Source organism: uncultured Williamsia sp. (assembly GCF_947494875.1).
Taxonomy (GTDB): Bacteria; Actinomycetota; Actinomycetes; order Mycobacteriales; family Mycobacteriaceae; genus Williamsia_A.
The window spans coordinates 477,356-501,842 of sequence record NZ_CANLWM010000002.1 but is presented as its reverse complement, the minus strand read 5'-3'; the positions used below and the strand labels follow the sequence as shown (position 1 = coordinate 501,842).

Below are 24,487 nucleotides of genomic sequence, written 5' to 3'. Positions count from 1 at the left end.
GATCACTTCGGCTCACCGGCATACCGTCGGGGGATGTGCGCGCGGAGGGCCTCGGGTCGAGGGTCGTGGGAGAAATGACGAAGGAGCGATGGGTGATGCAGGTGCTGGGGGTGTGCTGTCGCGGCCTCGGGAGGCCGCCGGCCTAGACCCTCGCCTCGTCACGCTCACGGCCGCTCAACGGGGCATGTGGTTCGCCGAACACGCCGACCCCGACCGGTCGGTGACCGTCGCCCACCATCTCGATGTCGTGGACACCGACCGTCCCTTCGACCGTGACCTGTTCCGTCGCTGTGTCCTCGACGCAGCCCGTGACCTCCAGTCCGCGCACACCCGCTTCACCGTCGTCGACGACGTCCCGTACCAGTGGATCGATCCCGACCGTGTGTTCGCCGTCGACGAGGTCGATCTGCGCGGTGCCGACGATCCGGAGGCCGCCGCACAGGAGTGGATGGCCGCCGATCACACGGGCCCGATGGATCTCACGTCGGACCCGGTGGCCGTCTCGACCTTCCTGCGGATCGCCGACGACCGGACCTTCTGGTACCTCCGCGGTCACCACATCGCCTTCGACGGCTTCGGCGCGCTTGTGTGCCTGCACGAGGCGGTCGACCGCTACAACGCCGCCCTGCGCGGTGAGGACTTCACCCCACCCCGGCGCGCCGACGTCGCGGAGGTGGTCGCCGACGACGCCCGCTACGCGATGAGTTCGCGCCGCGAGAAGGACCGCGCCCACTGGGCGGAGCGTGCCGCGGACCTGCCCGAGCCGGTCACCCTCGCGCGGCGCGGCGCTCCGGCGGGCGACGACCGGCACCGCCACGTCGCTGCCGGTGAGCGGCTCGAGCCGCAGGCGCAGGCCCGCCTGACCGCGGCCGCGCGCCGGACCCAGGCGTCGGTGCCGGCTGTGCTGGGCGCGGCCTTCGCGGCGTTCCTCGCGCGGATGACCGCGAGCGACGAGGTCGTGCTGAGCCTGCCGGTGACCGCGCGGACGACGGCGCTGATCAAGCGCTCGGCGGGGATGGTCGCCAACCTGCTGCCGGTGCGCCTGCCCGTTGCCGCGGGTGCCACGGTCGACGGCCTCATCGGCGCCACCTCGATCGAACTCACCGGATGCCTGCGGCACCAGCGATTCCGTTTCGAGGACATCCGCGCACTCGCCGGCCTGACCGACACGGCGTCGATGTCGTTCGGGCCCATCGTGAACATGGTCCTGTTCGACCGGCCGCTGCAGATCGACGGCGCCCGCGTCGACTACCGGATCCTGTCGTCCGGGATCGCGGAGGACCTGCGCCTGAATGTCTACCAGGCCGGCAGCGACGCCCCGATCGAGATCGACCTCCATGGCAACGCGGCGCGCTACTCCGCCGCCGAGATCGACACCCACCTGCGCCGCTTCCTGACGTTCCTCGACCGTTTCGTCGCCGCGCCGGACGCGGCCGTCGCCGACGTCGACCTGCTGCTACCCGGCGAGGCCGCGGACATCGACACGTTCTCCAGGGGACCCGCGCTCGACCTCGCCGCCGACGACGGCGGTGTGCTCGCCGCGTTCGAGCGGCAGGTCGTCGCCACGCCCGACGCGGTCGCCGTCGACCACGGTTCCGGGACACTCACCTACGCCGAGTTCGACCGCGCCCGGCGCGGTCTCGCGGCTCTCCTCGCCGCCGAGGGTGTCGCGATGGGGGACCGCGTCGTCGTGTCGCTGCCGCGCGGCGTCGAACAGGTCTGCGGAATCTACGCGGCGCTGACCCTCGGAGCGGCCTGGGTCCCGGTCGACCCCGAGGACCCCGCCGCGCGGCGAGCGGCCATCACCTCCCGTGTCCGCCCCGCCGCGACCGTCGACGCCGACGCCGTCGCCCGCACGGGAGGCGTCGACGCCTGGACCGCGGTCGAAGCCCTCGATCGGACCGTTCGCGCCATCCCGGCGGACCTTCCTGCCTACGTGCTGTTCACGTCCGGCTCGACCGGGGAGCCGAAGGGCGTCGAGGTCGGTCACGCCGCGGTGCGCGCCCGCCTGACCTGGATGCAGGACGACCATGCCCTCACCCCCGCCGACGCAGTGCTCTACAAGACCCCCGCGACGTTCGACGTGTCGGTGTGGGAGCTGCTGTGGCCGTTGGCCACCGGTGCCCGCATGGTCGTCGCCGCACCCGACGGCCACCGCGACCCGGAGTACCTGCGGACGCGGATGGCGTCGGCCGGGGTGACGGTCGTGCACTTCGTGCCGTCCATGCTCGACACCTTTCTCGACGTCGCCTCGACCGATCACCCGTTCCCGGCCGCCGTGCGCCTCGTGGTCACGTCCGGTGAGACGCTGGACGCGACGACGGCCGCCCGTGTGCGTTCGGGCGACGGTCCGACGCTGGTCAACCTCTACGGGCCCACCGAGGCGACCGTCGACGTCACCCGGCATGTCGTCGCCGACGAGCGCCCTGTCCCGATCGGCCGTCCGGTGCCGGGGACCGTGACCCGTGTCCTCGACGCCCACCTGCGACCGGTGCCGGCCGGGGTCGTGGGGGAGCTCTACCTGGCGGGCCCGCAGCTCGCCGCCGGCTACGTCGGGGCGACCGGCCTCACCGCCGAGCGATTCGTCGCCGACCCGTCGGGCCACCGCGGGGCACGGATGTACCGGACCGGCGACCTGGTCCGGTGGGGCGACGACGGCCTGCTCGACTACCTCGGCCGTGCCGACGACCAGGTCAAGATCCGCGGCCGCCGTGTCGAACTCGGTGAGATCGGTGCCGTCGTCGCCGAGATGGACGGGGTGGACGGTGCGGTCGTCGTGGCCCGTCGCGACATGGGTCCGTCGCCGGTGTTGGTCGCCTACGTCCGCGGCGCGGCCGACCTCGACACCGTGCGAACGTCGTGTGCCGACCGTCTGCCCGCGCACATGGTCCCGTCCGCGGTCGTCGTGGTGACGGAGTTCCCGACGACACGATCGGGAAAGCTCGACCGCCGTGCGCTGCCAGCACCCGCCGCGCCGACGACCCCGACAGCCCTTGCCCCCGCGACACCAGCGGAACAGACCCTGGTCGCGCTCGTCGCCGACGCGCTGTCGGGTGCGACGATCTCGGTCACCGACAACCTCTTCCGGATCGGCGGTGACTCGCTGGTCGCGGCACGCCTCGTGTCCCGTGCGCGGGCCGCCGGCCTCGAGCTGGCCCTGGCCGACGTGTTCGAGGCCCGCGATCTGCGCGAGCTCGCGGCACGCGCCGTGCCGACCTCGCCGATCACCGCGGTGACCAGAACCGTTCGGCCCGAACGGATCCCGCTGGCCCCCGCCCAGACACGCCTGTGGTTCACCCACCGGATGGCCCCGGACGACCCGACCTACAACATGTCCGGTGCCCTCGCGCTCGCCGACGCCGCGGACGTCGACGCCTGGCGCGCCGCCGTCGCCGACGTGCTCGAGAGACACGAGATCCTGCGCACGGTGTTCCCCGCGGTCGACGGCGAACCCGTGCAACAGATCCTGTCCACGCCCGACGCCCTCGCGCGACTCGACGCGGCCTGCCCGACGGCGATCGAGGTCGACGAGGACGGGCGGTCGGCGACGATCGCGCGGCTGGCGGGCGTCGGTTTCGACCTGCAGACCCAGATCCCGCTGCGCGCCACGGTCGTCACGGGTGACCCGGCGGGCGACGCGGTGGTTGTCGTGGTCCACCACATCGCCGCCGACGGCTTCTCACTGCGGCCGCTGCTGGCCGACCTCACCCGTGCGTACGACGCCCGCCGTGCCGGACACGCACCGACGCTCACGCCTCTGCCCCTGCAGTACGCCGATGTCGCGGTGACGCAGGCGGAGTCGCTCGGCACCGTCGATGCGCCGTCGCCGCGGATGAGCGACGGTCTGGCGTTCTGGGAGGACGAGCTGCGCGGGGCGCCGCAGGTGCTCGAGCTGCCGACCGACCGCCGTCGGCCGCGGGTCGCCACCGGTGCGGGAGCGACCGTCGACCTCACCCTGCCCGGCGAGATCGCCGCGGGTGTCCGGGAGATGGCGCGCGTGTCGGGGACGACACCCTTCACCGTGTTCCACACCGCGCTGGCCATCCTGCTCGCGCGGCTCGCGGCGACCGACGACGTCACCATCGGCACCGCCGTCGCCGGACGCGACGACCCGGCCCTCGCCGACCTGGTCGGCATGTTCGTCACCACCGTCGTCCTCCGCACGCCGATGCGGGCCGAGGCCACCGTCGCCGACCTGCTGGCGGGCAATCATCGGATCCGCGCGGCCGCGCTCGCCCACGCCGACATCCCCTTCGAGCGGGTGGTCGACGCGATCGCACCACAGCGCACGCCGGCCCACACACCGCTCTTCCAGGTGGCGCTCACCGTCGGACCCGACCACCTCGCCGAACTCGCGTCGTGGGAGGGGGCGGCTGGGCTCCTCGACGCCCGTGTCCCCGCCGCGAAGTATGACCTCACCTGGACGATCGTCGACGCGCCGGAGTCCGTCGGCGTCGAGATCTCCTACGCCACAGATTTGTTCGACGAGGCACGGGTGGCCGGTTTCGGTGCCATGTTCACCCGCGTGCTCGCCGCGGTGGTCGCCGACCCGGGCCGGTCCGCCGGCACGATCGACGTCCTCGGCGGCGACGAGGTCGCCGCACTGACGGCACCTCGGCGTTCGTCGACGCCGCCCGCCGTGCTCGCCGATCTCCTCGACACCGGAGCGGCCCTCGCCGACCCGACCGCGCCGGCGATCTCGGGAGACATCGTCCTGTCCTGGGCCGACTTCCGCGCCGCGGTCGCCGCGTCCGCACACGACCTGATCGCCCGGGGCGTCGGGCCCGGTGACGTCGTCGCCGTCACGATGCCGCGGTCGGGTCACCTCGTCCTCGCGATCGCCGCCGTCGCGGCGACGGGTGCGGCCTTCGTGACCGTCGATCCGCGTCACCCGACGTCGCGGGTGGCGTCGATGATCGCCGACAGCGGGGCACGACTCGTGCTCGCGAGGCGGGACACGCTGCCCCGCGACGTGACGACGCCGGTCATCGTCGTCGACGACCCCGACGTCGAGTTGCGGTGCGCGGGCCATGAGTCGGACCCGGTCACCGCCGCCGAGCGACGCCGACCGATTCTCGTCGACGACCTGGCCTACCTGCTGTTCACGTCGGGGTCCACAGGCATGCCGAAGGCTGCTGGGGTGACCCACGCCGCGCTGGCCACCCTCGTCGCCGAACAGCGGCGGCTGTTGGGCATCTCGCCGTCGAGCCGGGTGTTGCAGGTCGCGTCGCCGGGCTTCGACGTCGCGGTCTTCGAGATCGTGCTCGGGCTGTGCACCGGGGCGGAACTGGTCGTGAGCCCGCAGGATGTCTTCGCCGGCACCGACCTCGCAGCGTTCGTCGACCGTCATGGCGTGACCCATGCGGTGCTCACACCGTCGGTCGCCGCGACGGTCGACCCCGCGGCGATGCCGTCGATCTCGACGATGATGGTCGCGGGCGAGGCGTGCCCGCCTGAGCTGGTCGCGCGGTGGTCGCGTACCGGCCGGGGCGTCATCAACCTCTACGGTCCCACCGAGGCGACCATCACCTCCACCGCGACCTGCCCTCTGCGCGAAGACGATCCGGTCACGATCGGCACGCCCGTCGACGGCGTCTGCGCAATGGTGTTGAGCCCCGGCCTGCGCCCGGTGCCCACCGACGTGGTGGGGGAGCTGTACCTGTCCGGCGCGGCGCTCGGTCGCGGCTACCACGCTCGCCCGGACCTCACCGCGCTGCGCTTCGTGGCGTCCCCGTTCGTCCCCGGCCGACGGCTCTACCGCACCGGCGACCTCGCGTCGCGCACCGCCTCCGGTGACCTGGTCTATCACGGCCGCAACGACTTCCAGGTGAAGATCCGCGGCATGCGGATCGAGCCGGGCGAGGTCGACGCGGTCCTGGCCGACGATCCCACGGTCGACGGCGCCGTCACCGTGGGTGCGACCGCCCCCTCCGGCGAGACCGTGCTCGTCTCCTACGTCACCGGTCGGGACGCGACGCCGCGACGTCTCATCGAGCGGGCACGTACCCGCCTGCCCGCGCATCTCGTCCCGCACACCGTCGTCGTGCTCGATGCGTTCCCCATGACGCGGACCCACAAGATCGACCGCGCAGCTCTGCCGCCCGTCGAGATCGCCGCCGCCACCGAGGGTGTCGCGCCCCGCACACAGATGGAGTCGGTGGTCGTCGCCGCGGTCGCCGAGGTGCTCGGGGCGCCGGGCGTGGGGGTGCACGACGACTTCTTCGCCCGGGGCGGCTCGTCGCTGTCGGCGGCGCGACTCGCAGCGCATCTCGAACGCGTCCTCGACCGCCGCGTCCCCGTGGCGACGGTGTTCGAGAACCCCACGCCCGCAGCCCTCGCCGCGGCGATGGCCGTCGCGCCCGCGAGTGCACGACCGGACCTCGTCCGCCGGCCGCGGCCCGAGGTCGTCGCGGTGTCCGAGCGCCAGCGCGGCCTGTGGGTGCTCAACCGCGCTGACACCGACTCCTCGGCGTACGTCGTCGCCCTCACCCTCGACCTCGTCGGACCGGCCGACGTCGACGCCCTCACGGCCGCGGTCCGCGACGTGATCGCGCGACACGAGACCCTGCGCACCGTCTACCCGCTGGTCGGGGACCGTCCCGTGCAGGTGATCCTCCCCGCCGAGCAGGCCCTGCCGGGCATCGAGATCGGCGTCCGCACCGTCGATCCCGCGACCGTCGACGCCGCGATCGCCGACATCACCGGACGCGGGTTCGACCTGGTGACCGAGCCCGGTGTCCGCGCCGGCGTCCTGCGCGTCGACGACGACCGGCACGTCCTCGCCGTCGCCATCCACCACATGAACGCCGACGGGTCGTCCTTGGCGCCCCTCACGCGGGACCTCGCCGCGGCATATGCGGCACGCGTGGCCGGGACGTCGCCGCGTCTGCTCGATCGGCCCGTCGACATCGACTACGCGGACTGGTCCCGGTGGCACGCCGCCCATCTGGCGACAGTCGGCCCGGACGGCGTCACCGAGGAACAGCGTCAGCTGGCCTACTGGGGCGATCGGTTGTCCGGTGTGCCGGACCGCAACGACCTGCCGACCGACCGGCCACGGCGGGGCGCACCCGGGGCCGGTGCGACCGTCGACGTCATCATCCCCGCAGGTGTTGTCACCGGGCTCGAGGACATCGCGCACTCGCACAGCGCGACACCCTTCATGGTCCTGCACGCGGCGTGGGCGGTGCTGCTCGCCCGCCTGTCCGGTCGCACCGACGTCGTCGTGGGGACACCCCATGCCGGTCGCGACGATCAACGGGTGGAGGACATCGTCGGTATGTTCGTCACGACGGTGCCGCTGCGGACCCATGTCTCGCCGCACGAGCCGTTCACGGACCTGCTCGCGCGGGTCCGCGTCGACGATCTCGCCGACCTCGCCCACACCGACGTGCCCTTCGACCGGATCGTCGACCACGTCCTCGGCCGGGCGCCCTCGACCGACCGGCACCCGCTGTACCAGGTCGCGTTCGCGTTCCAGGACCTGGACCTGCCCGCCGTGACCCTCGACGGACTGCGGGTGACGCCACGCCATGACGCCTCCGCGACGGCGAAGGTCGATCTCGAGATCGCCGTCTTCCCGGGTGACCGCGACGGCGTCGACCGTGGCGGTGCGCTCGGCGGTCGGATCACCTACGACACGGCGTTGTTCGACCGGTCGACGGTCGAGACACTGGTCCAGCGCTGGGTCCGCCTTCTCCGGGCGGTCGTCGCCGATCCGTCGACCGCGGTGGGCGACCTGCCGCTGGAGGACGCGCCGGACGCCGCGGATCCCCACGGCGACGGATTCCGAACCGGCGGTGGGGCTCTCGTCGGTGCGTCCGCGGCCGCCGGCCTCGTGTCGGCAGCGGCCGCGGTGCTCCCGGACGTCGTCGCCGTCGACCAGGACGGCGTGGAGGTGACGTTCCTGGACCTCGAGGCCTCCGCCGTCGCGATGGCCACGGCCATCCCGGACACCGACGCCGGCACGGCGCTGGTCCTCGCGCTCACGGGCCTCGTGCCCAATCTGGCGATGTCCGACGACCGCGACGCCGTCGAGATCGCCGTCGACGGCATTGCCCGTCGCGCAGCCGAACTCGTCGACGCGGTCGGCGGCGCGATCGGCGGGACGGACACCTCGTTCCTCTCGGACGGGGACGTGTCGGCGTGACCGTGACGGGTACCGGCACGCATCGCGTGCCGCCGCGCTCGCGGTCCGCCCCGGGTCTTCGCGAGCTCCTCGCGGTTGCCGCGCGCGTCGCCCCCGACGGCTTGGCGATCGACTCGGTGTCGTTCTCTGAGCTGCACAGTCGTGTCGCCGCCGCTGCTGCGGCTCTCGCCGCGCGGGGCGTCGATCCCGACGCCGCCGTCCGCGCGACGGTCACCGCGCTGATGCCGCGGGCGGGCCTCGCGCCGGCCGAGATCGCCGCTCAGGCGACGACGCGGACCGCCGCCGTCATCGACGCGGCGATCGCCGCGGTCGGGACCACGGACTGGCGCACCGTACCCGGCCTGGTGCGCGGTGCGGCCCGCCGTCGACCGGACGCGGTCGCGGTGAGCGACAACGGCGGTCGCGCTCTGACCTTCGCCGCACTCGACGCGGACTCCGAGGCCCTGGCCTGCGCGCTGGTCGCCGCCGGAGCCGGTCCCGGACGGTTCGTGGCCGTCGCGCTCGGGCGCGACGTCGACCTGGTCGTCACCCTTCTCGCCGTGATGCGTTCCGGCGCCGCCTATGTCCCGTTGGATCGCGCGCATCCGACGGCGCGTCTGCACACCGTCCTGGAGACGGCCCGCCCCGTTCTCGCGGTGGTCGCCGACGACGCCGACCCCGACGATCTCACCGGCGCGACGGGCGTACCCGTCCGCAGACTCGGCGACCTGCGTGCCGCAGCGGCCGCCGACGTGACTCTCGCCGACCCGGACCCGCGTGACGCGGCGTACGCGATCTTCACCTCCGGGTCGACCGGTGTCCCGAAGGGCGTCGTCGTCGAGCACCGTCAGGTCACCGCCCTGTTCGTCGCGGCGCAGCAGGTCATGCCGACGAGCGCCGACGACGTCTGGTCGGCACTGCACTCCCCGGCCTTCGACGTCTCGGTCGCCGAGATGTGGACGCCGCTCACCGTCGGCGGGCGGCTGGTCGTCGTCGACGCCGACACCGTGAGCGACCCCGTCGACCTCGTCGACGTCCTCGACCGCGAGGGCGTGACGGTGATGGGCGCGACGCCGTCGCTGTTCCACACCCTCGCCGACGTGATGCGGGCGCGGGGCATCCCGTCGGCGCTGCGTCGGATCGCGATGGGCGGGGAATCGCTGGACCCCGCCGCCGCCCGTCGCTGGTACGACGACCACCCCGAGACCCGAACAGCGCTGGAGAACGTCTACGGCCCGACCGAGGCCACGGTGTACCTGACCCACCGCGCCATGACGGCGGAGTTCTCCGCGACCGCGACCGAGCCCGACATCGGGATCGCGTTCCCGGGATCGAGCGCCAGGGTTCTCGACGCGCGGCTCGCCGGCGTGCCCGACGGTGTCCCGGGCGAGCTGTACCTGGCCGGGGGACAGCTCGCCCGGGGCTACCTGGGGCGCCCGGATCTGACGGCCCTGCGTTTCGTCGCCGATCCCGCCGGACCCCCCGGGTCGCGGATGTACCGGAGCGGGGACGTCGCACGAACCCGTGGCGGGTCCCTCACGTTCGTGGGCCGCGCCGACGACCAGATCAAGCTGCGCGGGCATCGCATCGAGATCGGGGAGGTGGAGTCCGCGGTGTACGCCGCTCCCGGGGTCTCGTCGGCCGCGGTGACGGTGCACCGGCCGCACGCCGACCTCGCCGACGGCTCGACCGACCGTCTCGTCGCCTACGTGACCGGCGAGGGTGCGGACGCACGGACGATCCGCGCGGCCGTGGCCACGGTGCTGCCCGACTACATGGTGCCGTCGGACGTGGTCGTCCTCGATCGGATGCCGACCACCGTGAACGGCAAGGTCGATCGGGCGGCGCTGCCGGCGCCGACACCGGTCGACGCCGACCTCGATGCGCCCCCGGAGACGCAGACGGAGGAGATCGTCGCGGCGGTGGCCGCCGAGATCCTCGGCAGGGAGTCGCTCTCGGCGACCGCGTCGCTCTTCGATCTCGGCGGCAACTCTCTCGCCGCGGCGCGCTGGGCGGTGCAGGCGTCGGATGCACTGGGCGTGGCGATCTCGGTGCGCGATGTGTTCGCCCACCCCAGCGTGCGCGACCTCGCCCGGGCGGTCGCGGGTCGCGCCGCCGAGACGACCCGCCCCGCGCTCGTACCGATCGCCCGCGACAGCACCCGACCGTTCACGAGTCCCTTGTCGCCGGCGCAGCAACGGATCTGGTTCCTCGACAGGCTCGATCCCGGCGGCCTCGGGTACCTCATCCCGTTCGCGCTGCGGTTCGCCGGCGATCTGCGGACCGACGTGTTGGCAGCCGCGCTCGACGACCTCGTCCGACGGCACGAGACCCTGCGCACCCGCTTCGTCGCCACCGACGGTGTGCCGACCGCGGTGGTCCACCCCGACACCCACGGCGTCGACGTCGTGGTGGATCCACCCGTCGACCTGCGGTCGGCGGCCGACGCGATCGGGCAGGCCGTCGCCGAGACGACCGGTGTCGGATTCGATCTCGCTGCGCGGCCGCCACTACGGATCCGGCTGTACCGCGTCGGAGACGCCGAATGGGTGATGGTCGTGGCGATCCACCACATCATCGGCGACGGCGCCTCCGTCGGCCCGATGGTGCGCGACCTCATGGCCTCCTACCGGTCACGCCTGTCCGGCGCACCGGCGGAACTCCCCGCCCTGGCCGTGCAGTACACAGACCACGCCGCGTGGCAGCAGGAGATGCTGGGTGATCCGTCGGATCCGGACTCCCTTGCGGCCGTTGAGCTCGACCACTGGCGCGCGCGTCTTGCCGGCGTCGAGGGCGTCACGGACCTGCCGCTCGACCGTCCGCGCCCACCGGTGTGGTCGGATGCCGGCGCACAGCACCATCTCTGCCTCGACGCCGGGCTGTGGGCCGCGCTGACCCATCTCGCGCACGAGCACGGCGCGACGCCGTTCATGGTGATGCACGCGCTGCTGGCGGTGACCGTCGCCCGGTCGGGTTCCGACGACGACATCGTCGTCGGCAGCCCGGTGGCCGGCCGCGAGACACCCGGCGTCGCCGACCTGATCGGCATGTTCGTCACCACCGTCGCGCTGCGGACCCAAGTCGACCGCGGCGCCGGATTCGTCGACCTGCTGCACCGCGTCCGCGACACCGACATCGAGGCGTTGGCCCACGCGGACATCCCCTTCGAGACCGTCGTCGCCGACCTCGCCCCCGAGCGCAGCACCGCCCACGCACCGTTCTTCGTGGTCGCGATGGCCTTCCAGAACCACGACCGGCCTGCACTGGACCTGCCGGGTGTCGACGTGTCGATGGTCGACGTCCCCGTCACGACGACGAAAGTGGACCTCCAGCTGACCGTCGACGCCCCGGACCCACACGGCGAGACCGCGGACGTCGCCGCGACGATCACCTACGCGACAGCGCTGTTCGACCCCGCGACCGTCGAGGAGTTCGGTGAGCGACTGCGCACACTCGCCGAGGCCGTGGTCGCCGACCCGCACGCCCCGGTCGGCGACCTGCCGCTGACGACCGCCGACCACGGCCCGGTCGCGGCGGCGGCGCCCACCGACACACTTCTCGTCGACGTCCTCGACACCGCGGTCGCCGCGCACCCCGACCGGCGGGCCGTCGACGACGGGACGACGACCCTGACCTACGCCGACCTGTCCGACCGCGCCGATGCCCTCGCCGCCGCGATCACCTCCTCGGGTGCCGGACGAGGCGACGTCGTCGCGGTCGTCCTGCCGCGGGAGGTCGACGCGACGGTCGCGTTCTGGGCGGTCGCGCGTACGGGAGCCGCGCCGGTGCTCGTCGACCCCGCGACACCCGCCGACCGTGTCGCCGACATCGTCATGCAGGCCGGCGTCCGGGTGGCGGTGGCCCGTGACGGCGTCGTGCTGCCGGACGCGGTCGTACGCCTCGACCCCGCGAGCGCGATCGTCGGCGGGATCGCCGGTGCCACAGATGCTCTCACCCCTGACGACGTGGCGTACGTGGTGTTCACCTCGGGCTCGACCGGGACGCCGAAGGGCGTGGAGGTCACCCACGCGGGGGTCGCCGCACTCACCGCCGAGGCCGTCCGACAGCTGCACCTCACCGCCGACTCCCGCGCCCTGCGCCTGGCCGCACCGGGTTTCGACGCGGCCGTGTTCGAGACCGTCATCGCCGCGGCCGCCGGCGCAACGCTCGTCGTCGCCCACCCGGGGATCGTCGCCGGCGAGGACCTGGCGACCGTCCTTCGTCGAGAGCGGGTCACCCACGCCGTCGTAACGCCCGCCGCGCTGGCGACCGTCCCCTCCGCCGGTCTCGAGCATCTCGCCGTGCTCTGCGTCGCCGGTGACGCCTGCGGTCCGGACCTCGTTCGCGCCTGGGCGCCCGGCCGCGTGATGCGCAATCTGTACGGGCCGTCGGAGGCCACCGTCTGGTCCACCGCGAGCGCACCCATGACGCCCGGGACGGTCCCCCACATCGGGACCCCGATCGCCGGTGTGGGCGTGGAGGTCCTCGACGCCCGCCTCCAGCCCGTGCCCGTCAACGCGACCGGCGAGCTGTATCTGTCGGGACCGGCGCTCGCCCGTGGCTACCGTGGCCGCGCCGACCTCACCGCCGACCGGTTCGTGGCCGGACCCGACGGGCGACGGCGCTACCGCACCGGCGATCTCGTCCGCCGCCGTCGGACCGGCGATCTGGAGTACCGGGGACGCAGCGACTTCCAACTCAAGATCCGGGGCGTGCGTGTCGAACCGGGCGAGGTCGACGCCGTCCTCGCCGACCGGGCCGACGTCGCCGCCGCCGTCACGGCAGCCATACCGCACCCGACGTCGGGGGAGCAGACGCTGGTCTCGTGGGTCGTGCCGGCGGGCGCATCGGTCGACACAGCCCGGCTCGTCGACCACGTGGCGCAGCGTCTCCCGGCGCCGATGGTCCCGTCGGCGATCGTCGTCCTCGACGCGCTGCCTCTCACCCCGATGGGCAAGATCGACCGCCGCGCGCTGCCCGCCCCCGTCATCGAGCGTGCGGCGTTCGTCCCGCCCGCCGACGAGCGGGAGCGTGCCGTCGCCGACGTCGTCGCCACCGTCCTGCAGCTCGACCGGGTCTCGGTCGTCGAGGACTTCTTCTCCCTCGGCGGGACGTCGCTGTCGGCGACCCGCGTCGTCGCCCGGGTCGCGGATGCCCTCGGGACCGAGGTCGGCGTCCGAGACCTGTTCACGCACAGCACGCCCCGAGCGCTCGCGGCGGCCCTCGCCCACCGGGGCGCGGCGCCGACGCCTGTCGTGACCGGACCCCGGCCGGACCGGCTCCCGCTGTCCCACGCGCAGCGGCGGATGTGGTTCGTGAACCAGCTCGACACGACGTCGGCGGCGTACACGATCCCGGTGGTCGTGGACCTCCGCGGTGACCTCGACGTCGACGCGATGCGGCGCGCGGTGCTCGACGTCATCGAGCGCCACGAGGTCCTGCGCACCGTCCACCCCGCGTCCGTCGACGGTGAACCGCACCAGGTGGTGCTCCCGACGGCTGTCGTGGCCGATCGGCTCGACTGGCGTGCCCTCGACGGCGCCGACGCCGAACGCCGTGCCCGCGAGGTCCTCACCCACGGATTCGACGTGACCGTCGACCTGCCGCTGCGCGGACGCCTCGCCACGACGGCCCCCGCGCGGCACCTGCTGGTGCTCGCGGTGCACCACATCGCCGCGGACGGGCAGTCGGCGCCGATCCTCGCCGCCGACATCGCCACCGCCTACGCCGCCCGCACGGACGGTCGGGCCCCCGAGTGGGAACCGCTGCCGGTCCAGTACGCCGACCACGCCCTCACCGAGCGCGCCCTCCTCGGCGACGCCGACGACCCCACCTCGGAGATGGCCCGCGCACTCGAGCACTGGCGCACCGTGCTCGACGGCACACCCGACCTGCTGCCCCTGCCCACCGATCGCCCGCGGCCCACCATCGCCGACGCGCGTGGGGACACCGTCACGTGGTCGCTCCCGGGTGACGTCCGAGACCGTCTGCACGCCAGAGCCTCCCGCCACGGGATGACCTTGTTCATGGCCGTGCACGCAGCGCTGGCCGTGGTGCTGACGCGCATCACCGGCACCGGCGACATCAGCATCGCCACCCCGGTCGCCGGTCGCGGACGCGCCGAGATCGACCCGCTCGTCGGCATGTTCGTCAACACCGTCGTACTGCGCACCCCGCTTGACCCCGCCGACGACCTCGACACCCTCATGCAGCGTGTCCGCGAGGTCGACCTCGACGCCTTCGCCCATGCCCACGTCCCGTTCGAGCGCGTCGTCGACACTCTGGACCCGGTGCGTTCGGAGTCGTTCGAGCCGCTCGCCCAAGCCATGCTCGTACTCGACGAGGGCTCGACGCGAGCCGCCGCGACGCTGACGGTCGGCGACCTCGCGGTGTCTGTCGCCGACCCGGGACCCGAGCCCGCCAAGGTCGACCTGACCGTCGGCGCCACCGACACGGGGGCGGGGCTCGACGGCGTCGTCACCGTGGCGCGCAGCCTGTTCGACACCGCCACCGCCGAGATGATCGCCGACGCGCTCGTCCGCACCCTCTGCGCGGTGGCCGACGCGCCCGCGTCGACCGCACTCGGAGACGTGGACCTGCTCGGGAGCGACGCGCTGGCGCGCGCCCTCGCCGCCGCCGATGGCCCGCCGGCACTCGTCGTCGGAGAGCACGACGAGACCCTCGTCGCTGCGACCACCGCCGCATGTGCGACCCACGCGACGGCCACGGCTGTCGTCGACGGCCCGACCGGGCGATCGCTCACCTTCGCCGAGTTCGGCTCGGCCGTCGCCCGTCTCGGCCGCACACTGCTCGCCGCCGGGGTGACCGCGGAGACGGCGGTCGTCGTGTGTCTGCCGCGGTCGGTCGACCTCGTCGTCGCGATCCACGCGATCCTCGCCGCCGGCGGGCGGTACGTTCCGGTCGACCCGACCACCCCGCCCGACCGCGTCGCCCACATCGTCGACACGGCAGGCGCGGCGCTCGCCGTCACCGGCGACGCCGTCCCGGACGCGCTGCGGGACAGCGGTCTCCGCACGGTCGCGGTGTCCGTCGACACCCGACCGGCGGCGCCGCTCACCGACCGGGACCGCGGCGTCCCGATCCATCCCGACGCCGCCGCGTACACGCTCTTCACCTCCGGCTCGACGGGACGACCGAAGGGCGTCACCGTGTCGCACCGCGCGGTGCTCAACCGGATCCGATGGGGCCTCGCGGCGTTCCCGCTCGGCCCCGACGACGCCGTGATGCTGAAGACCCCCGGGACCTTCGACGTCTCCGTCCCCGAACTGATCGCGCCGCTGATCGCCGGCGCGCGGATGGTTGTCGCGGGCGCCGACGGCCACACCGACCCCGAGCACATCGCCGATCTCGTCGCCGCACACCGGGTCACGTCGATCCACTTCGTGCCGTCGATGCTGTCGGTGTTCCTCGACGTCGTCGGCGGCCTCGGGCCGGTCGACCGCATGGCCGGGATGCAGGGGGTGCGGTACCTCTTCTGCTCGGGGGAGGCGTTGACGCCTGCGGTCGCGCGTGCCGCGCGGGAGGCGCTCCCCGGTGCCGCACTGCACGACCTGTTCGGGCCCACGGAGGCCGCGGTCGAGGTGCTGCACGCGCCGCTGCCGACCGTCGACGACATCGTGCCCATCGGGCGACCGGTACCGGGTGCCCAGGCGCACGTCCTCGATGCCCGACTGCATCCCGTCGCCGACGGGGTGGTCGGCGAGTTGTACCTCGGCGGCGTGCAACTCGCGCGCGGTTACGCGTCACGTCCCGACCTCACCGCCGAGCGGTTCGTCGCGCACCCCACGGACCCGGGTGCACGGCTCTACCGCACCGGTGACCTCGTGCGCCGCACCCGCGACGGCGACCTGCAGTTCCTGGGCCGCACCGACGCGCAGGTGAAGATCCGCGGGCAGCGCGTCGAACTCGGCGAGATCGAGGCGGTGCTGGCCGCGGCGCCCGGTGTCACCCATGCCGCCGTCACCGTGGTCCGCGGGCCCGGAGGCGTCGACCACCTCGCCGCCTACCTCGTCGGCCGTGACGACGCCGAGACCCTGAGTGCCGTGGCGGGTGATGCTGCGGCGCAAGCACTTCCCGCGTACATGCGCCCGACGGTGTGGACCGTGCTCGACGCCGCCCCGATCGGCGCGAGCGGCAAGCTCGACCGACGAGCGCTACCCGCACCCGACATCGCCGCGGTCGACCCCGACGTCGCGGTCGCGCCCGCGACCGGCGACGAACAGGTCGTCGCCGACGTCGTGGCCGGGGTGCTCGGAGTCGAGACCCTCTCCGTCACCACGTCGTTCTTCACCGCCGGCGGCGACTCGATCGCCGCGATCCGCCTCACCTCCCTGCTGCGCGCGGCCGGGTTCACCGTGTCGCCCCGCGACGTCTTCGCCGCACCCACCGTGCGGGAACTCGCGTTGCGCCTCCGCGACGCCACGGCGACGACGCTCGCGGAACCGTCCGACGGGCCCGCCGGACCCATGCCCGTCCCGCCGCCTGTCGCGTGGATGCGCGACCTGGCCTCCGGCGACGTCGATCGCATCCGCGACTTCTCGCAGGCCGTCGTGCTGGCGCTGCCCGACGACATCGAGGAGGACGCCCTACGGACCGTGGTGCATGCGGTGGTCGCCGCCCACCCGATGCTCACCGCGTCACTCACCGTCGAGGACGGGCAGTGGACCGTCCGGGCAGGGGCGGGCGACGCGGGTGACGCGCCCGTCGTGCTCCGCGCAGACGGCGACGTCGCCGCCGCCCATCGGGCCGCCTTGCGCGCCCTCGATCCCGCACGCGGCGTGGTCGTCTCGGCGGTCGGGATCCAGGGACCGTCGGGGGCTGGGCGACTCGTGGTCGCGATCCACCACCTCGCCGTCGACGCCATCTCCTGGCAGACGATCGTCACCGGGCTGGCGACGGCGTGGTGGCAGCACTCGACCGGCGCGGGCGTCGACGTACCGGTCCGGGGCACGTCGTACCGACGGTGGGCGCAGGTCCTCGCCGGACTGGACCGCCGGCACGAACTCGCGCTGTGGGAGGAGCGTCTGGCCGCACCCGCGCCCGTGATCGACGGTGTGCCCGTCGTTCTCGAACCCGCGCGCGACCGCCAGATCGACACCCGGACGGTCTCTGTCACCCTCGACCCCGAGTTCTCGGCGACCCTGCTCGACGACACCGCACCGGCGTTCGCGACCGGCGTCGACGTGCTGCTCCTCGCAGCCGTCCTCCGGTCCCTGGCGGGTGGCGCGAACCGCGTCGCGGTGGTGGTCGAGAACCACGGGCGCGAGGAGGGGGTCGCCCCCGGGGCGGACCTGTCCGGGACCGTCGGGTGGTTCACCGCGCTCGCGCCGGTCGCCGTCGAGGTGCCCTCCCTCGCCGACCCCGACGCGGCGGCCATCCGCCTCGTGCAGGCGACGAAGGATGCTGTCGCACGCACCCCCGACCACGGTGTGGGCTTCGGACCACTGCGCTGGGGGACACCGGATTCGCCGGTGCACGACCTGTCGCTACCGCCCGTCACCGTCAACCATCTCGGCACCCTGCGCGCCGGCGAGTCGGCTGCCTTCGGCCCCGTGGCGGACGCACCGTCGCTGGCCCCGGTCGTCGACGGGACGATGACCGCGCTCGCCGCCGTCACCGCCACGACCGCCGTGGTCCACGACGACGACGGTCGCCGCGTCCGCGCCGAGTTCACCGTCGCCCCAGAGGCGCTCGGGGGAGCGGACCGGTGGGAGCGGGCGACCCGGACCCTCGTCGACGGGTGGACCGCCGCGCTGCGCGCCATCTCCGAGGCCGCCACGGCACAGGCGCCGGGGCCCAGCGAGACCGACGTCGCCGCGACCGGACTCGTCCAGGACGAGATCGACGACCTGCTGCGCGCGCACCCGGGTGCGCGTCTGTGGCCGCTGACCCCGCTGCAGCGGGGGATGGCCTACGAGGTGGAGTTGTCGGGGGCGGGACTCGTCGGGGACGCGGTGACCGACCCGTACATCACGCAGTCGGTGCTCACGCTCGCCGGCGACCGCTCTCCCGACGACCTCCACCGCGCCGCGGCGCGCGCCCTGCGGCGTCACCCGGCGCTGCGGTCGACCTTCCACCGCCTGGCATCCGGACGCGTCGCCGTCCTGGTCGACCCCCGGATCGAACCGGCCTGGCGCACGGTCGATCTCACCGGCCGACTGGACTCAGCCGACGCCGTCCGCGCGCTCGCCACCGAGGAACGCACCCGCCGATTCGACCTCGCCGCGCCAGGACTCATCCGGTTCGTGGCGGCAACCCACCTCGACCCTGCCACGGGCGAGCGACTGCTGTCGCTGGTCGTCACGGCGCACCACCTCGTCGTCGACGGGTGGTCTGGCCCCGTGCTCCTCGCGGACCTGCTCGCGGGCGAGCCGGGTACGGATGTCGGGGAGGAACTCGATTTCGCGCGTCACCTGGACTGGCTGGCGCGACAGGACGTCGCTGCGGCGGAGGCCGCCTGGCGCGACGCTCTCGCCGGCGTCGACGGACCCACGCTGCTCGCACCCACCCTCGTCCGATCCACACCGTCCGATCGGGTGGACGCGTCACCGGGGCCCGAACACCGTACGGTGACGGCCCGTCTCGGGCAGGAGACCTCCGACGCGCTGACCGCCCGCGTCCGTTCGCTCGGCGCGACCACGAGCTCCGCGGTCCAGGCCGCGTGGGCCGCCGTGCTCGCGCGACGGACCGGTGAGGACACCGTCCTGTTCGCGGAGACCGTCGCCGGTCGGCCCGCCGAGGTCGCCGACGTCGAGCGCATGGTGGGCCTGTTCATCACGACCGTCCCGGTGGCGGTCCCCGCGGCACCCGGGCACACGGTGTCCGACGTCGTCCGCGCCGTCCACCGACACCGCACCGCGGTGGTTGACCACCAGCACGTCGGACTCGACGACATCGCACGCGCCGTCGGGCGGGACATCGCGGTCGACACGCTCGTCGTGGTCGAGAACTATCCGGTCGACACCGACGGTGTCGGCGCGGCGGCGACGTCCGCGGGTGTCAACATCCGCGGGATCGAGACCAGCGATGCCACGCACTACCCGGTCGCCCTCGTGGCCGCCGTCGGCGATGACGGTCTCACCCTGACGCTCAAGCATCGCGCGTCGGTGGTGACCGACGATGTGGCCGGGGAGTTGCTGGACGAGGTGGTCACGGTGCTGGCCGCACTCGTGGACCGACCGGATTGCGCGATCGGTGACCTGACCCGTCTCGACGATGCCACCGACGATCTCGTCGACGGGTGGTCGCGCGGGGAGTCCCTCACGGTCCCCGACCGGAGACTGCCCGACCTCGTCGCCGACAGGCTCGCGGCGGCATCCGACGCGATCGCGGTGCGGCACGGCGACCGGGCCCTGGACGCCCGGTCGTTCTCCGGGCACGTCGCCACCCTCGCGCGACACCTCATCGGTCTCGGTGTCGGGCCGGATGTGGCCGTCGCCGTGCGGATCCCGCGGTCGATCGAGATGGTCGTCGCCGTCCACGCGGTCGTAGCGGCGGGCGGTCACGCCGTCCCGATCGACCCCGAGGCCCCCGACGATCGGGTCCAGTACGTCTGCGCCACCGCTGTTGTCACCCACATGCTCGTCGGTGCCGCCGGGACGGATGCCCCTGTTCCGACGACGGTCGTCGACTGTTCGGGACCCACGCCCGACGCCGCCCGGGTCACCGACGCGGATCGCGTCGCCCCGCTGCGCGGCGACCACGCCGCCTACACGCTGTTCACCTCGGGATCGACCGGCCGCCCCAAGGGCGTCACCGTGAGCCACGACGCCGCGGTCAACCGGATCGCCTGGATGCAGCGCGATCTCGCGCTCGGCGCCGACGACGTGATCCTGCAGAAGACGCCGCTCACGTTCGACGTGTCGATGTGGGAGGTGTTCCTCCCGCCGATCGTCGGGGCCGCCATGGAGATCGCCGATCCCGACGGCCACCGCGACGCGGCCTACCTCGTCTCCCTCGTCGAACGACGCTGCGTCACCTGCCTGCACTTCGTGCCGTCGATGATGGCGGTGTTCGTCGAGACGGTGCGCGCAGCGGGCGCGGTCGGTCCCGACCCGCGACTGCGGTCGCTCCGTCACGTCGTCGCCTCGGGTGAGGCGCTGCCCGCGGCGACGGCCACCGCGCTGCTCACCGCGGTCCCGGACACGCGGCTGCACAACCTCTACGGCCCGACCGAGGCCGCCATCGACGTCACGGCCCACGAGGTCACACCCGACGCGACCACCGTGCCGATCGGGCGACCCGTCGCCAACACCACCGTCGCCGTGCTGGACCGCCGCCTGCATCCGGTCGGCCCCGGCGTGACCGGCGAGCTGTACCTCGCCGGTGTCCAGCTCGCCCGCGGCTACGCCGGGCGCCCCGATCTCACCGCCGAGCGGTTCGTGGCCGACCCGGCCGGCTCCGGCGGCCGCATGTACCGCACCGGTGACGTCGTTCGGTGGACCAAGGACGGGGAGCTGGAGTACCTCGGCCGCAGCGACTTCCAGGTCAAGCTGCGAGGGCAGCGCATCGAGCTCGGCGAGGTCGAGAACGTCGTGGCCTCGCTGGACGGGGTCGTCGCCGCGACCGCCGACGTCGCCGCCGATCGCCTCGTCGTGTGGGTGGCGGGCGAGACGTCCGCGGACGAGCTCGCCGACCACGCCGCGACCGTGCTGCCACCGGGACTCAGGCCCGACAGCTGGGTCGTCCTCGACCGACTACCGGTCACCCCGTCGGGCAAGGTCGACCGACGGGCGTTGCCCGAGCCGACACCACAGGCCGCACAGCGCACACCGGGGTCCGACGCCCCGCGCACCCACGTCGAGCGGCTGATCGTCGACGTCGTCGGCGAGGTACTCGGACTCGACGGCGTCGGCGCGACCGACGACTTCGTCGATCTGGGGGGGACGTCGCTGTTGGCCACACGGGTGACGGCGCGGATCTCCGCGGCGCTCGGACTGCGCGTCGGGGTGCGGGATCTGTTCGAGGCGCCCACCGCACGCGCTCTCGCTCGCCGGATCGGCGACGCGGCACCGTCTCTCGTCGAGCCGCCGCTGGTGGCCGGGCCTCGCCCGGACCACATCCCGGTGTCGCCGGCACAGCGCCGGATGTGGGTGCTCAACCGCCTCGACCCGACGTCGGCCGCCTACAACATCCCGTTCGTCCTGCGCCTGCACGGTCCGCTCGACGTCGACGCCCTCCGTGCCGCGCTCGGCGACGTCATCGCCCGCCACGAGAGCCTGCGCACCGTCTTCCGACAGGACGACGACGGTGGCGTCCACCAACACGTTCTCGGCGACGTGCCGGAGGCGTCGTGGTGGGTCACCGACGACGTCACCGCCCTCCCGACGCGACCGTTCGACGTGACCCAGGAGATCCCCGTCCGCGCAGGCGTGCACGCCGGCGCCGAGGACGTCACCGATCTGATCGTCGTGCTGCACCACATCGCCTCCGACGGCGAGTCCGTCGCGCCGTTCACGCGCGACCTCGTCGACGCGTTCCGAGCTCGCACGCGCGGGCAAGAGCCTGACCTCCCGCCGCTCGGCGTGCAGTACGCCGACGTCACCCTGTGGCAGGCCGAGACGCTGGGCGATCCGGACGACCATGGGTCCCCGATCTCGCACCAGATCGACTGGTGGATCGAGCGACTCGACGGCGTGACCGATCCGGTCGGCGTTCCCACCGACCGTCCGCGACCGGCACAGGCGACAGGTCTCGGCGCGGAGGTCCCCGTCCCCGTCGACGACCTCGCGGAGCGCCTCGACCGCTGGTGTCGTGACCGGGGGATCACCGTGTTCATGGCGGTCCATGCCGCCCTCGCCGTCCTGCTCGCCCGCCGCAGCGGACGCGTCGACACGACGGTCGCCACCCCTGTGTCCGGCCGTGGCCGCGGCGAACTCGACGACCTCGTCGGCATGTTCGTCAACACGCTGGTACTGCGGACTGCCGTCACACCGCACACCACGTTCGTTTCCCTGGTGGACGCGGTCCGCACCGACGACCTCGCCGCGTTCGATCACGCCGACGCACCGTTCGAGATCCTCGTCGAACGGCTCGCCCACCGCGACGCCGTCGGTCCGCCGCTCGCCTCGGTGATGCTGTCGGTCGCCGAATCCCGCGACGACACCATCGACGTCGGCGGGCTCACCGTCCGCCCCGTCGACGCAGGACCGCCCGCCGCACGGTTCGACCTCACCGTCGGTGTCACCCTGCGCCGTGACGACGCCGGGACACTCGTCGGGCTGCACGGTGCACTCGCGTACGCGACCGACCTCTACGACCCGGAGACCGCCACGTCCGTCGCGGACGAGGTCGCCGCGATCCTCCGCGACGGCGTCGCCGGCCCGGACCGGGCGGTCGGGGACCTCGGTGTCACGGCGGCCGTGGCGCACGGACTGTCATCGTCGCCGCCCGCACCCACCGTCGACCTCGCCGATCTCGTCGTCCAGCGAGGCGCGACGCGCGCCCGGGTCACCTCCCTCGTTGCGGATCTCGTCGAGCGCGGTGTCCGTCCGGGAACGCCGGTGGCCGTGCCCATCCCGATGTCGGATGTGCTGGCCGTGGGTGTCCTCGCCGTCCTGATGGCAGGCGGCCACGTCACGTCGGGCGACGCCGACCTGCGGATCGTGGCGGGCTCCGCAGACGCCGCCGACGAGCGAACGGTCGTCATCGATCCCGAGCACGCGACCGCGCGGACGATCGTCCCCGTGTCCGCGGACCCGCGGTCGCCGGCGCTCGTGGTCGGCGGGCACACGGTGACCCGGGCCGCGCTGGCAGGCCACCTCGCCTGGCGGGCCGAGCGACTGGTCGTCGACTCCCGCGACGATGTCCTCGTCACCCACGGCGTCGACAGTCCTGTCGGGATCACCACCGCCCTGTGGGCGGTCCTCGGTGGTGCACGGATCGTCGACGACCCCGCCGGTGCCTCCGTCGTGTGCGCTCCGGCCGACGCCCTGGCCGCGACGGTGACGACGACACCGGCCGCGCGGCTCGCCGTCGCCACCGGGGACGTCGCTGCGCTGTCCACGATCTCGGACGTCATGGACCGGTTCCCGCGGGTTCGGCTCCACGCTCTGCTCGCACCCCGGGGGATGCCGCTCGGCGTCCTCCACCGCGAGGTGTCGCCGGACGCGGCGCCGTCACTGGGTCGACCCGTCACGGGCATCACGGCCTGGGTGCTCGACGCCCGACTCCGGCAGGCTGCGCCCGGGGCGGTCGGGTCTCTGTTCCTCGGTGGGCACGCCGTCCCGTGGCCGTCGGGCGCCGCCACCGCGGCCACCTGTGTCGCCGCCCCGGCAGGAGATCCGGGGGACCGCTGTGTGGCAACGGGTCTGGTCGTGCGGAGGTCGCCGGCCGGCGACCTCGTGCCCGTCGAGGTCGACACCCCGGTGCAGCCCGCGCGTCAGGCCGACACGACACCCGTGGACGACTCACTGCTCACGACGGTGCGCCAGGTCGTCGCCGACGTCCTGCAGCTCGGCGACGACGCGGACGGACGATTCACCGACCTCGGCGGCACCTCGTTGAGCGCGGCCCGCGTCGCCGGGCGACTCTCCGCGGTGCTCGGCGGCGACGTCGGCGTCCGTGCGGTGTTCGAGGCGTCGACGATCGCCGACATCGCTCGTGCTGCACAGGATGTCGTCGCCATCGGACGGAACGACCTCCCGCCGCTGCGACCGGTCGACCGCGACCGGCGCCTGCCGCTCTCGCACGCGCAGCAGCGAATGTGGTTCCTGAACCGTCTCGACGAGGACCGCGTGACGGCGGGTTATGTCATCCCCCTCGCGGTGCGTCTCAGGGGCGAGATCGACCTGGCGGCGGTGCATTCCGCGATCGCGGATCTCCTCGAGCGCCACGAGGTGCTCCGGACCGTGTACCCGGAGGACCCCGACGGACCCCACCAGGTCGTCGTCGACGCGGTGCGCGCGGCGGAACGGCTCGACCTCGTCACGGTCGACGCCGAGGACGAGGCGCTCGCGGTGCTCGGTCGACCGTTCGACCTGCGCACCGACATGCCGCTGCGCGCCCGTGTCGCACCCGGCTCACCGACCACCGTGGTGCTCGCGGTGCACCACATCGCGGCCGACGGCGAGTCCGTCCCGATCCTGCTGCGGGACCTGCTCGCCCTCTACGCCGCCCGGGTCGGCGGCTCGACACCCGCCCTGCCGTCGTTGCCGATCCAGTACGCCGATCACGCCGTCTGGCACCGTGCGGTGGTCGAGGCCGACGAGGCAACAGACGCCGGTGATCTCGCTTTCTGGTCGGGCACGCTCGCCGGCGCGCCCGCCGTCCTGGACCTCCCGCTGGACCGCCCGCGTCCGCCGATCGCGTCGGGCCTCGGCGTCCCCGGTGAGGCCGCGA

Annotated in this window: 2 protein-coding genes (1 of these 2 only partly in view); both read left to right on the top strand. The window is 73.6% G+C overall.

Annotation, left to right across the window (positions count from 1 at the left end):
- The first annotated feature begins 88 nt into the window (after window positions 1–88).
- Window positions 89–8,149 carry a non-ribosomal peptide synthetase gene (locus Q1A98_RS07615; RefSeq protein WP_299571584.1) on the top strand — a complete coding sequence of 2,687 codons (8,061 nt, stop codon included), beginning with the start codon at window positions 89–91 and terminating at the stop codon, window positions 8,147–8,149.
- A protein-coding gene (locus Q1A98_RS07610) for a non-ribosomal peptide synthase/polyketide synthase (RefSeq protein WP_299571582.1) crosses the window boundary here: on the top strand, window positions 8,146–24,487 show its beginning. Its footprint extends 20,873 nt past the window's final position; only the first 16,342 of its 37,215 coding nucleotides appear in the window; it begins with the start codon at window positions 8,146–8,148; the stop codon falls past the right edge of the window. Before Q1A98_RS07615 ends, Q1A98_RS07610 begins: the two co-directional genes overlap by 4 nt.